This is a genomic window from Acinetobacter sp. 1294596 (genome assembly GCF_000582925.1).
GTDB classification, from domain to species: Bacteria; Pseudomonadota; Gammaproteobacteria; order Pseudomonadales; family Moraxellaceae; genus Acinetobacter; species Acinetobacter radioresistens.
In genome coordinates this window covers 17,251-29,101 of record NZ_JFCC01000040.1, presented here as the reverse complement: position 1 = coordinate 29,101, position 11,851 = coordinate 17,251, and the positions used below count along the sequence as shown (strand labels likewise).

The window sequence follows — 11,851 nt, the reverse complement described above, 5'->3', positions numbered from 1 at the left end:
CAAGACATTTTATTATATACTTCAATTATTCCAATAAACTGGATATACATAATTTATTTAAATAATAGATACTGATATATACATCTAAAAACAATATCAAAAAATTATTTAGTTTATAACTTTACCTCGTCCATCAGCCATGTTTTAAAGGCTACGAATTTCGGCTTATTCTGACATTCCTGTCGATAGACCATATAATAGGCCAAGGCCGATGAATACTTCATATCTGGATATAAACGTATCAACTGCCCTGTTTTTAAATCATCTGCCACCATAACACTTCTTGCCAATGCGACCCCATGCCCATCAATTGCTGCCTGTAGTACAGCAGCTGAATTATTAATTTTTAATCCTCGCTGGGTCGGGCCATTGCTCACCTGATTGTACTTCAACCATGTATCCGAAGTAGTAAAACCTGTATGGACATCCAGTGTTAAGTCATGAATTAAAGGTAGGTTTAATAAGTTCTCTACATATTTTAACAGGTGTCGATATTTCTGATAAAACCCTGGTGAACAAACAGGAAAAACCTCTTCATCCATGAGTTTTTCCGCAACTAGTCCTGACCAGTTTCCCTGTCCATATCGCACGGCAATATCAATACCATATTGAGCAAAATCTACAGGTTCCAAGTTAGTATCCAGTCGAATATCAATTTCAGGGTAGGCTTGCTGAAAAGTATCAATTCTTGGCAGCAACCATTTCGATGCAAAAGCCGGGCTGACCGCAACAGTTAAAACACCTGCTGAAGTTTGTGCCTGTAGTTTTTCCAAACCAAGTAATAATCTATCAAAACCGGCACGAATATCGGGCAATGCCATTAATGCAGCTTCAGTTACCACCAAGCGGGCTTTTCCCCCTGTACTCCGCTGAAACAATGTAATGCCCAGGTAATCTTCCAGACTTTTAACCAGTTGTCCCACCGCTGCAGGAGTTACATTCAGCTCAATAGCTGCCGCGGAAAAACTTTGATGTCTGGCACTGGCTTCAAAAGCTCTTAATGCGTTGAGATATACAGGAGTTTTCATTCTAAAGATTTTCTATCAATTACTATAAGATTAACTGGTTTGTTTGTATAGAACCATCTTTATAGAATCAATTTTTCACTTTATGGGTCAAAGCCCTTTAAATACAAAACTGGATAAGGAAGCTCTATTGGTCACAATTATATTAAATGTTCTAGCAGGCCTAACCCTATTCAGCGCGTCTGTTAGAAGCAGTAAATAGTAACAATCAGTATTAACATTTTTAAGTTTTTCTTCCTATTAATCTTTATCAGATCAACAGGATATCTGACTTTTTGAATAGATGAGACAAAGCATGTGGATTAACGCTGATTTTTCCCAAGTGGCTATGGTTAGACCTAACGATTATCAATGGGTCAAATCTCCTGGTGGTGAAGTTGAACGAGTTATGCTCGATAGAATAGGTGGTGAAACAGCCCGTGCCACCAGTCTGGTTCGTTATGCACCGCAGAGCATTTTTCCAGAGCATCAACATCCATTAGGTGAAGAAATTTTAGTGCTCTCTGGAACATTTACTGAAAATGGCAACCATCATTATCCAGCAGGCTGGTATTTACGAAATCCGGATGGATCAAAACATACTCCATTCAGTGAAGAAGGCACACTGATTTTTGTCAAACTCATGCAAATGACCAGAGAAGATGTACTGCCGGTGCGTATCAATACCCATGAACCCGAAAACTGGCAAACACTTAATCAGCGTAAGATTTGCCCTTTATATGACTCTCAGGACGAACAAACCTATCTGGAAAAACTAATACCCCATCAGAGTTTTGCTGAGCACAGTGCAAACGGAATTGAACTTCTGGTGATACAAGGTGAATTGCTTGCAAATGGAGAAACTTATCCTGCAGGCTCATGGATTCGTTTACCGATTCAAAGCAGCCATAACTTTCATGCTTGTTCAGCAGGAGCAATCCTTTATGTAAAGACAGGACATCTTTTATCTGCTCAAAAATTTATGGAACAGAAGCCGTGATAAGGGCCAAGATTGCCACTATTAGTGCAGGTTTAAGCGATCTATTTACCAGAACAGGCTCAATAGACTTATGTACGAATGAAATCAGCTCAAGCCTGGTTCCAGGTGGTAATAATTCCACCTAAAAACGCTCATCAATCATTTACTTATAAAAATTCAGGTTTCACTTTTATGCTGCAAAATACCATGCACCGCCAGGTTTTCATTCTGGCAAGTTCACAGTCTTTATTCCAGACCGTTTCAGTCATGGTGATGACGATTGGCGGACTGGCAGGTGCAAATATTGCCAATACGCCTACCCTTGCCACCCTGCCAATTGCCTCGATGTTTTTAGGTACAGCCATGATGATGTTCCCTGCTTCAATGTGGATGGCAAAAGTAGGCAGGCGCAATGGCTTTTTATGTGGCGCTTTTTTAGGTATTTCAGGTGGAATTATTGCAGCAGTTGGTATTATCTATAGTTCACTTTCTCTATTGGCATTAGGCACATTCTGTGTGGGAGCATATCAATCCTTTGCCCAGTTCTACCGGTTTGCTGCCAGTGAAGTAGCAGATGATGCCTTTCGTTCCCGTGCAATTTCGTTTGTTATGGCGGGGGGGGGGGTTGCAGCATTGATTGGTCCGGGTTTTGGTCGCTTTGGTGGACCACTATTTAATCATCTGGAATATGTGGGTTCTTTCCTGATCATTACTATCGTTTCCCTGATTGCGATGGGAATCTTATCAAGACTGCATATTCCAGATCAGGTGGAAATTAAGACCAGTTTTAGTGCAGGACGACCTTGGCCAAAAATTGTATTTCAGCCTATGTATTTAGTGGCTTTACTGGGCGCAATTACTGGTTATGGCATCATGATTTTAGGTATGACTGCCACACCAATTGCCATGCGTCATGCTCATCATGAATTAGGTACAATTACCACTGTAATTCAATTGCATGTACTGGGGATGTTCCTGCCATCATTTTTTACGGGTAACCTGATTGTCCGTTTTGGTGTATTGAAAGTCATGTTTGCAGGTCTCTTACTGTTTGCCTGTTATATCGCTTTTGCCCTTTCTGGTCTGCAATTCCATTCATTTGCCATTTCTCTGGTTTTATTGGGTGTAGGCTGGAATTTCCTGTTTATTGGCAGTACTTCTTTATTAACCAGAACTTATACTCACGAAGAAAAAGCCAAGGCACAGGCCATTAATGACATGACAGTTTTTGTGGTGGGATTGATCTGCTCATTTAGTGCTGGGGCATTGCTGGATATAATTGGCTGGAAAGTCATGAATATGGCCCTTATTCCATGGCTGGTTATTACAGCACTTTCTTTAGTATGGTTATCTAAGAAGACGCAGAATGATTAAGTTTCCACAATCAATAATGATAGATAGTGCATTATAGTAATAACATATTCATCAATTCACTTATTGCTATGGTAAACAGATACAGGGTATCAGTAAAAAAGCCACAGCCTTTATGCAAGCCTATGCTTGGCCAGGAAATATCCGAAAGCTGGAAAATCTGCTGGAATGTGCCGTCCTGTGAACCTAAAATCAGCTGTTAATTAAACTAAATGTTTTGTTCCCGCAAACGCAAACGCAAACGCAGCACGATGATAACTATACTGAATACACTGGAACAGATTTAGCTACTATTTTGACAGAAGGTTTCGATCTGGAGCAGCATGAACAGCAATTAATTGGGACTACTATGTAAAAAGCCAGACCCAATAGTTCTGAAGCTGCTCGGTATTAGCCGGGCGAAACTGGATTATCGACTTAAAAAGTATAGTTTTTCTTAGCCAGATATTAGACAGTATCGAATTATTTATTGAATAACTATAGAATGACAGTTTCACCTAAAATGAAACTGTCCTGAGCTTGATAGATATTATATTTAGCGCTTAGCAAAGAAGAAAACTTTAGGCCTGTGAATATTTTAAAATTTAAACCAAGCAGCTACATTATATCGCATTTAAAGTATTCTAAAATTTATAGGTTTAAGCTTTCCTTTCCACATCAAAAATTTTCAATCCTGTTAATAGAAATTATTTTTACTGCTTAGCTTTTATTAAAAAAATAAGCTGATTTTCTAAGTTATTATTTTATAGCTTACTGCAATAACTCTCTCAATTTAAATTTCTGGATTTTTCCAGAGGGTGTCATTGGTATTTCTTCCCAGATTTCTAAACGTTCAGGAATATATTGTATGGCCAGATTATGGGTTTTAAGAAAATCAACCAGTTCATTTAAACTCAAAAGCTGTGCTGGATCTTTTAGTTTGATAATCGCACATGCACGTTCACCAAGCCTTTCATCTGCATAAGCCACCAATGCTACTAAAGCGATATTTGGATGCTTATATAATAGTGACTCAATTTCCGCAACCGGAATATTTTCTCCGCCACGGATAATCACATCTTTCTTACGTCCGCAAATCCGGATGTAACCCTGCTCATCCTGATATGCGATATCTCCGGTATCAAACCAGCCCTCAACATTTGTATCATTTAAATGTGGGCGTTTTAAATAACCTCCAAAACTGGAACATGAACGGATCATTAAACGGCCGGCTTCATTAACAGTTTTACTCTGTCCTTTTTTATCCACGATCTTGATTTCAACACCTGGCAATGCAATTCCATCAGTATTAAAAGAGCGTTCATCCTTATCTTCAGGTCTGGTTAGTGTTACAGCGCCACATTCAGTCATACCCCAAGCTGATATGACTTTAACACCCAGAGTTTCCCTGGCTTTTTGCACCAATGGACCTGGAATGGGTGCACCGGCACACAGGAAAATCTTTAGTGAATCGACTTTATCATGCTGTTCTGCCACGGTACTGGACAAATCATTCAAAAATGGTGTCGAGGCCATGGTGAAATTCACCTGATGCTGATGAATCAGGTCCACTGCTTTGGCTACATCCCAAACATCCTGCAACACCACTTTGGTATTCAGCTGAATCGGCATCATTAAGCCATACATAAAACCGGTCTGGTGTGCCATTGGTGAAGCCATTAATACCACATCATTTTCAGTTAAATGCAGTCTTTCTGCATACGGCACAATATTGGAAAATAAGGTATTGGCAGTATGCATCACGCCTTTCGGTTCACCGGTCGTGCCTGAGGTAAAAATCAGCTGGGTAATGTCATCCGGGCCAGATTCCAGTCCATCCAGCGCAGCAACTGCTGAAGCATCCTGTTTCAGACTATGATTGAGTAACAGATGATCAAAATTATTCTCACCTTCACCATTGACCACCACTACTTGCTTCAAGCTATCCAGCTTGTTTTGCAGCTGATTGGCCAGCTGTTCATGATTAAAATTGCGGAACGTTTTAGGTACAACAAAAACTTTGGATTCACCATGTTTGAGCATGAATTCCAGTTCACGTTCACGGAAGATCGGCATAAGCGGATTGAGTACTGAACCGATACGGCTACAAGCCAGATAAAGCAAGGTAAATTCCCACCAGTTCGGCAACTGGCAAGACACCACATCATTTTTTTCAACACCAAGCTGTTTTAGACCCAGCGCAATTTTATTGGTCATATCCCAAAGCTGCTGATAGCTGAAAGTCTGTTCAGTCCGCTGTTCGAGCTTAAAGCTGACTAATGCTGTTTTATCCGGATTCTTTTCTACGGCACTGCGTAAAAAATCGAGTATTGTCTGGTTTAACCAGTATCCCTGTTTGAGCATGGCCTCTTTTCTGGCCGGGATCAGAACCGCATCGAAATCCATTCGTTTATTCCTCATTCTTTATAATTATCGTATTCAGGTTTAGACTTATTTTCCTTAAGCCGGAACAGCCTTACGTCCTGCCTTATGTCGCGCAATAATCGTTTTCATGATCTGGGCCGTTCCATCACCAATCTGGAAACCAAGTACATCACGCATCCGCTGTTCCATCACACCGCGATCGTAACCGGCATGGCCAAAGGTCAACAGACATTGATGAATTACATCATAGGCCAGTTTTGGCCCCCACCATTTACACATGCCCGCTTCAGAGGTATGTGGCAGATGATTGTCCTTGAGCCATAAGGTTTGCAGGCAAAGTAAGCGTGCCGCTTCAACCTGGGTTTCGTATTCCGCCAGTGGATGCGAAACTCCCTGAAAAGCAGTCAATGGCTGACCAAAAGCTTCACGTTGGGCTGCATATTCCCAGGCTTCATCCAGACTCACCCGGGCAACGGCCAAAACCTGTAAACCGATCAGCGCACGAGAAAAATCAAAGCCCTGCATCACCTGCACAAAACCTTTGTTTTCATCCCCTAGACGGTGATTTACGGGTACGCGAACATTGTCAAAAAAGATTGAACCGCGACCAATGGCGCGCTGACCATGACAGTCAAAACGTGTGGTACTGATGCCCGGTAAATTCATTGGAACTAAAAGCGCTGTCACGCCATGTGCGCCATTTTCATTGGCACCAATACGACCAAACACTACAGAAGCATCTGCCTGATCGGCCGCAGAAATTGAAGTCTTTTCGCCGTTAATGACATATTCATCGCCATCACGTTCAATCTTCAAACGCAAGTTCGCTGCATCAGAACCGCCTCGCGGCTCGGTCAAAGCTATTGAAAAGATAGCTTCGCCTGCAGTGAGTTTTTTCAGCCAAGGCTCAACGACTTCTGGCTGACCATGTTCGGCCAGAATCTGCCCATTTAGGGAAGCAAGCAGGTTGATATAGGAGAAACTTAAATCTGCTTTGGCAATCGCTTCATGGATAATTCCAGCCGCCAGTCTGCCCATGCTCTGACCGCCGTATTGTTCCGGCAGCTCAGGTGCAATAAAGCCCATTTCACCCATCTTTTTGACCAGATCACGGTCAAAGATTCGGCTTTGGTCTCGTTCCAAAAAGCCTGGGGCGATATATTTCTGGGCAAATTTTTCTGCTGTTTCTGCCAAAAACTCGAGCTCTTCAGTGATATAAGGATTCTTTTTCATGGATCAGTCTCCTTATTTGGCATACTTACGGAATTCAGGCTGACGTTTTTCTTTCAGTGCATTGACTCCTTCACGAGACTCTTCAGTATCGTAATAAAGTTTTAGCGCATACATGCCCATGCCAGCAATACCTGCCTGATGTGCGGTATCCATATTGAAACTGCGTTTGGCAATTGCAATGGCAGTCGGACTACGCTGACAAATTTCCTCTGCCCAAGCCTGCACTTCAGCGTCCAGTTGATCAGCCGGTACGCATTTATTCGCCAGGCCCATTTCAACAGCTTCCTGACCAGAATAACGGCGGCACATATACCAGATTTCACGGGCTTTCTTTTCACCTACCACACGCGCTAAAAATGCCGTGCCATAGCCCGGATCAACCGATCCCATTTTCGGACCAACCTGACCAAAAATGGCTTTATCTGAACAGACGGTCAAGTCACAAATGGTTGCCAGCACATTGCCACCGCCAATGGCATAGCCTTGTACGCGTGCTATTACCGGTTTAGGTACATCACGGATGGCGGTATGTAATTCCTCCATTGGTAAGCCAATCGTGCCGCGGCCATCATAATTTCCATCATGCGCGGACTGGTCACCACCGGTACAGAAGGCTTTTTCGCCTGCACCCGCCAGCACAATTGCGCCCACGTTACGGTCATAACCTGCTCTATTTAACGCCTTGATCAGCTCGTCACAAGTGGTGCCACGGAAGGCATTCATTTTTTCTGGACGGTTAATCGTGATCCAGACAACACCATTTTTAACTTCATATAAGATATCTTCAAAATTCATTTTCTTTACATCCTGTACTGTTTTTATCTATCTGGTTGAACTGTGATGGTTATGAAATTAAATGATGATTTCCGTTTAACCGTTCATGGTTAAACCGCCAGAGACACTGAGTACCTGTCCGGTAATAAAGCTGGCATCATCGCTCAAGAAAAAGGCAATGGCAGAAGCCAAATCATCCGGTTGACCTAAACGACCCAGTGGAATGGCACGAATAAAAGCTTCACGTAATTTTTCCGGATTTGACGCGCCTTCAGTCACGCCTGCAAGCAAAGCCGTATCTGTAGGTCCCGGGCAAATCACATTAATTTTGATGTTATGACGTGAATGCTCACGTGCCAGCGTTTTAGAGAAAGATAAAAAGCCGCCTTTACAGGCCGCATAGACTGCTTCACCCGAAGAGCCGACCCGGGCCGCGTCAGAAGCAATATTGACAATACTGCCGGAATTGCGTTCTACCATGCCTTTTAGCACAGTAAAGTGCATATTCAGCATACCGACCAGATTGATCTGGATCAGTTTTTCCCATTCCTGCGGATTGGTTTTAACAAAAGGTTTAAAAATATCCCAGCCGGCATTGTTGACGAGTCCATTAATTGGACCGAGTTCAGTTTCGGTTTTTTGAACTGCCTGCTCAACTACATCACTTTGGGTAATATCACACTGAATTGCCAGTGCCTGACCGTATTGATTGATTTCATTCGCCAGCTTTTCAGCCGCTTCCAGATTCATATCAAAAATGGCAACTTTGGCGCCTTCCTCTGCCAGACGTTGGCAGGTGGCTGAACCAATTCCGCCTGCTCCGCCTGTCACAATCACAACCTTGTCTTTTAATCCCTTCATTGCTCATCCCTACGCTATTTTGTTGTCGAATTTAATCGACTGTTGTTTTAATTCGGTGTGTTTTATCTAAAATAGAAAGAGATTGCATTTATGTCAATATCTTTACATAAAATAATATCTATAAATCATTATCTATATATTTATTAATAACTTAATATTTTTATTTATTCAATGTATTGACCTATATTGGTTTTTAGCTTTAGATTAATTTGAATCTGACCTCACTTTAGAGCCCAAATATGTTTTTTGCATGACAGATAATTTATTCCTTTAAAATCAGGAAGAAAACCTTAGATATTTGGCGAGTGAGCGCAATGGAAGTGAGGAGAAAAAGAGAGATTTCCAAGCCATAAAATTGATCGACTCAGAATTTAAATAGGAAAATTTCTGCAAAAACACTATGATTTTTAAAACAAATGATAAAAGAAACTGATTAAAGCGAAAAAGTGATAGGCTATACTCTGCGCGGCTCGGCTATTTCAGTTTTGAGGATATCCAATATTGTGAGTGATACTTTGTCAAAAAAATATGATCAATCCTTATATTCTGCGCATAACCGGCTTTTTTTCCGGCTGTTTCAGGTGGGCAACAGCCTGGACCGCAAATGCCTCAATGAGCTGAAAATATCTCCAGTACATTGGGCGGTGCTGGGTGCTTTGTCCCGTCCAAAAGTTAAATCAGGAATGTCCTTTTCTGATCTGACTGAATATTTGGGCGTGAGCCGGCAAAATCTGGACGCAGTATTAAAACGGCTAGAACGTGACGGTCTGGTGGAGCGGGTCATTAGTGAACAGGACCGCCGTGCTAAAATTGTTGCGCTGACGGCTGAAGGCTTGGAGACATGGGACAACTTGCAAGCTGATTTCTTTGAGTTTTATGGTCAGGCCCTAAATAAGCTCACCTTTGATGATGTAATTACCCTGATTCATTTGCTAAATAAGGTGAATGATGGACTTAAAAGCATTAAAATTCAAAATCACACCTAAAATATTTTAAGTAATTATAATGCACTTACTTAACAATGTCTTTTTAAAAGTTTGCTCTCCTTAATTAGTAGGTTACTACTAAACTCTCAGTGAGATTTAAACTATAATATTATTAAATATATGAGTTAACAGATAATAAACTACCAGAAGAAATAAAAAGATCCAGATTAAAAAAAACCATTTTTTAAAATGATAGAAAAATAAAATCTGTAAAAAAAATGCTGAAGTTATAATCAAGAAAAACCAGCTGATAATTCCTACAGAAACACCATTATCCAGACAGTTCAGATATAAAGAAACGCCCATAAAAATAAACGATAATATTTTTAAAGAAGAACGAGCATGATTAAAAGCCAGGAAGTTATTATTAAGTTTTTTCATTCCAATTTGACTGGTCATACAAAGCTGCATCATTGCAACAACTGCCCATAATATTGCAACCAAACTCATTTATTCACCTTACTCATTTGTATTTTTCTAAAATAATAACAAGCAGAAATATATCCTATAGCAATAAATATAAATACGAGGTCAACGCCTGCTATAGGCCATTGCTGATGTAACCATGTATTGAGGATGAAAGCTTGTGGAGAAAGAAATACAGGACTTAATACTGTTATCAATAAAATAAAAGCAGTGAATATAAAGGCTAAAATAATAGCTTTTTGCATTTTGATCAGCATCGGAATGATTAGAATTCCAATCCAGCTTATAAAAAATGTCAGTAACTCGTACTGAACTCGATGTTCAAGATTGGTTGGTAAAACACGGTTGGCCAAAAAATACATGGCTGTTGCAAATGGCAAGCCCAAGAAAGTGAAATAGTTAAGGTAACTCACTATCTTATAACTTAATGTATGTTGCTGTTTAATCCGTTTCTTTTGCCATAATAAAGCTCCGGCGACCAGCATGATGCAACCAGCAAAACCTAAACTCGCCAACACCCATCTCATTGATTGACTGGCGTAATAACCCAAATGAATCCCATAGGTTGCCGAGCTGATTTGAGCGACAGGATGAAGATTCCTTTCATTATTTAGTTGCCTTCCAGTATTTGCTAAAAAAATAAATTGTGGATTATTGAAAGTAATTAATTTTTTATATCCATAGTCAAACGTAATTAAGGCTTCCGTAGTATTTGGATTTTTAACTTCAAATTTCTCCAGAGTAGTACCATTACTGCCCTGTTGAGGTAATTGACTGGAGAAGGTAGAGAATTCTTTTAAATGAATACCTGAATCTGCTGCCAGTTTTGGCGGATTGATATATTGTATTTCGTTATAAAATTTTTTTATTCCATTTTCGCCATATTGTTGATTGATTCCCCAAGGCATGAGCAGATAAAAGAAAATCATGATGCCAGTAAAGGCCATAATTAAATAAAAAGGAAGCGTTACTACGCCAGTAATATGATGTAAATCTAACAAGGTCCGCTGTCCTTTAAAACTTCGAAAGACAAAGAAATCTTTAAATATTTTTTTATGGGTCAATATCCCGCTGATTAATGCAATAAGAAATAGGACCCCTATAATGACTACAAGCGTTCTACCTACTACATCTGGTAAGGGATAAAGACTGTAATGTAATTTAAAAAAGAAGTCGCCTCCCAAACTTTCTCGGGCCTCTTTTAAGATTAATCCTGTATTCGGATCTTGTATTTTATGGTACTTATTTGTTTTATCTTGCCACTCTAAAGTGTTAAAGGGCATTCGGGAATTCGCAAGATTCACCCGCCATCTTTTTGCTTCCAGGGCATGCATATTTAAATAATCATAAGCGACTTGGGCCGATTCAAAAGAAGGAGGAGGCTTTTTTAAATATAAAAAAATTTCAGGTTTAGACCAGAGGTTAATTTCAGTTCTAAAGTAGGCAATGGAGCCGGTAAAAAAGATTAAGAAACCTGACCATAGTACAACTATACCCAACCAGCTGTGCAAAGTTGCCTGTACCTGGCGAAACTGCATTTAATGTTCTCCTATTTTTTTTATTATCCAATAGCCTAGCAACAAGACATAACTCAGATAATTTATTCTCTTTTGCCATTTCTTAGAATGCAGACCAGGAACTAATACAATATAAAAAATGAGAAAAATAAAACCCAGGAGGGCAGAAAAATAGATATTTTCAGCTTTTGCGAAAGGTAAATAATCAGGTAAAACCCAAGATATCCATACGCTATAGGCATAAGCTGCCAAGCAGATATAAAAAATCTCTCTAATAGATAGCCATTCTGATTTCTTTTTATCCATTGACGTTATCTTTCATGACATCTCAAGAAA

Annotated in this window: 12 protein-coding genes; 4 read left to right on the top strand and 8 right to left on the bottom strand. The window is 40.2% G+C overall.

What is annotated here, in order from left to right; all coding sequences use genetic code 11:
- Positions 1-113: 113 nt before the first annotated feature.
- Complete coding sequence (gene gcvA, locus J502_RS12590; RefSeq protein ID WP_034684334.1) at positions 114-1,028, bottom strand: transcriptional regulator GcvA; 915 nt, start codon at positions 1,026-1,028, stop codon at positions 114-116.
- A gap of 292 nt (positions 1,029-1,320) precedes the next feature.
- Here gcvA and J502_RS12585 point away from each other — a divergent pair, with 292 nt between their 5' ends.
- The 3 genes from J502_RS12585 (at position 1,321) to J502_RS17305 (ending at position 3,538) form a co-directional block, all read left to right on the top strand.
- Positions 1,321-2,004 carry a cupin domain-containing protein gene (locus J502_RS12585; protein ID WP_005406290.1) on the top strand — a complete coding sequence of 228 codons (684 nt, stop codon included), beginning with the start codon at positions 1,321-1,323 and terminating at the stop codon, positions 2,002-2,004.
- Positions 2,005-2,175: 171 nt separating this feature from the next.
- Positions 2,176-3,357, top strand: coding sequence for an MFS transporter (locus J502_RS12580; protein WP_034684336.1), 1,182 nt, complete (start codon positions 2,176-2,178; stop codon positions 3,355-3,357).
- 46 nt (positions 3,358-3,403) lie between these two features.
- Positions 3,404-3,538 (top strand): AAA-type ATPase lid domain-containing protein, encoded by a 135-nt coding sequence (locus J502_RS17305; protein ID WP_444978777.1) that lies wholly within the window; start codon positions 3,404-3,406, stop codon positions 3,536-3,538.
- 566 nt (positions 3,539-4,104) lie between these two features.
- On the opposite strand, the gene aliA is transcribed toward J502_RS17305, so the two are convergent.
- From aliA to J502_RS12560, 4 genes are all read right to left on the bottom strand, one after another.
- Positions 4,105-5,739 carry a cyclohexanecarboxylate-CoA ligase gene (gene aliA, locus J502_RS12575; protein ID WP_005406400.1) on the bottom strand — a complete coding sequence of 545 codons (1,635 nt, stop codon included), beginning with the start codon at positions 5,737-5,739 and terminating at the stop codon, positions 4,105-4,107.
- A 54-nt stretch (positions 5,740-5,793) separates the two neighbouring features.
- A complete protein-coding gene (gene aliB, locus J502_RS12570; protein ID WP_005406433.1) occupies positions 5,794-6,951 on the bottom strand; it encodes a cyclohexanecarboxyl-CoA dehydrogenase in 1,158 nt (385 codons plus the stop codon).
- A gap of 12 nt (positions 6,952-6,963) precedes the next feature.
- The gene (gene badI, locus J502_RS12565) at positions 6,964-7,746 is read right to left on the bottom strand and encodes a 2-ketocyclohexanecarboxyl-CoA hydrolase (protein ID WP_005406403.1); all 783 of its coding nucleotides are present in this window, start codon (positions 7,744-7,746) and stop codon (positions 6,964-6,966) included.
- Positions 7,747-7,821: 75 nt separating this feature from the next.
- Positions 7,822-8,586 carry a glucose 1-dehydrogenase gene (locus J502_RS12560; RefSeq protein WP_005019745.1) on the bottom strand — a complete coding sequence of 255 codons (765 nt, stop codon included), beginning with the start codon at positions 8,584-8,586 and terminating at the stop codon, positions 7,822-7,824.
- Between the two features lie 503 nt (positions 8,587-9,089).
- Between J502_RS12560 and J502_RS12555 the strand changes: the two genes are divergently transcribed.
- Positions 9,090-9,572: a MarR family winged helix-turn-helix transcriptional regulator gene (locus J502_RS12555; RefSeq protein WP_005019743.1), complete on the top strand. Its 483-nt coding sequence runs from the start codon at positions 9,090-9,092 to the stop codon at positions 9,570-9,572.
- Between the two features lie 96 nt (positions 9,573-9,668).
- Here J502_RS12555 and J502_RS12550 read toward each other — a convergent pair whose 3' ends face one another.
- Genes J502_RS12550 through J502_RS12540 form a run of 3 tightly spaced genes read right to left on the bottom strand, consistent with a single transcriptional unit; the run spans position 9,669 to position 11,821 of the window.
- Positions 9,669-10,022: a hypothetical protein gene (locus J502_RS12550; RefSeq protein ID WP_005406411.1), complete on the bottom strand. Its 354-nt coding sequence runs from the start codon at positions 10,020-10,022 to the stop codon at positions 9,669-9,671.
- Positions 10,019-11,536: a PepSY-associated TM helix domain-containing protein gene (locus J502_RS12545; protein ID WP_005406493.1), complete on the bottom strand. Its 1,518-nt coding sequence runs from the start codon at positions 11,534-11,536 to the stop codon at positions 10,019-10,021. Before J502_RS12545 ends, J502_RS12550 begins: the two co-directional genes overlap by 4 nt.
- Positions 11,537-11,821: a hypothetical protein gene (locus J502_RS12540; RefSeq protein WP_005406383.1), complete on the bottom strand. Its 285-nt coding sequence runs from the start codon at positions 11,819-11,821 to the stop codon at positions 11,537-11,539.
- Positions 11,822-11,851: the final 30 nt, after the last annotated feature.

Coding starts and splice junctions, on each gene's coding strand:
- aliB (WP_005406433.1), bottom strand. CDS start 6,951: ATGAAAAAGAATCCTTATATCACTGAAGAGCTCGAGTTTTTGGCAGAA.
- J502_RS12560 (WP_005019745.1), bottom strand. CDS start 8,586: ATGAAGGGATTAAAAGACAAGGTTGTGATTGTGACAGGCGGAGCAGGC.
- gcvA (WP_034684334.1), bottom strand. CDS start 1,028: ATGAAAACTCCTGTATATCTCAACGCATTAAGAGCTTTTGAAGCCAGT.
- badI (WP_005406403.1), bottom strand. CDS start 7,746: ATGAATTTTGAAGATATCTTATATGAAGTTAAAAATGGTGTTGTCTGG.
- J502_RS12550 (WP_005406411.1), bottom strand. CDS start 10,022: ATGAGTTTGGTTGCAATATTATGGGCAGTTGTTGCAATGATGCAGCTT.
- J502_RS12585 (WP_005406290.1), top strand. CDS start 1,321: ATGTGGATTAACGCTGATTTTTCCCAAGTGGCTATGGTTAGACCTAAC.
- J502_RS12545 (WP_005406493.1), bottom strand. CDS start 11,536: ATGCAGTTTCGCCAGGTACAGGCAACTTTGCACAGCTGGTTGGGTATA.
- aliA (WP_005406400.1), bottom strand. CDS start 5,739: ATGGATTTCGATGCGGTTCTGATCCCGGCCAGAAAAGAGGCCATGCTC.
- J502_RS12540 (WP_005406383.1), bottom strand. CDS start 11,821: ATGGATAAAAAGAAATCAGAATGGCTATCTATTAGAGAGATTTTTTAT.
- J502_RS12580 (WP_034684336.1), top strand. CDS start 2,176: ATGCTGCAAAATACCATGCACCGCCAGGTTTTCATTCTGGCAAGTTCA.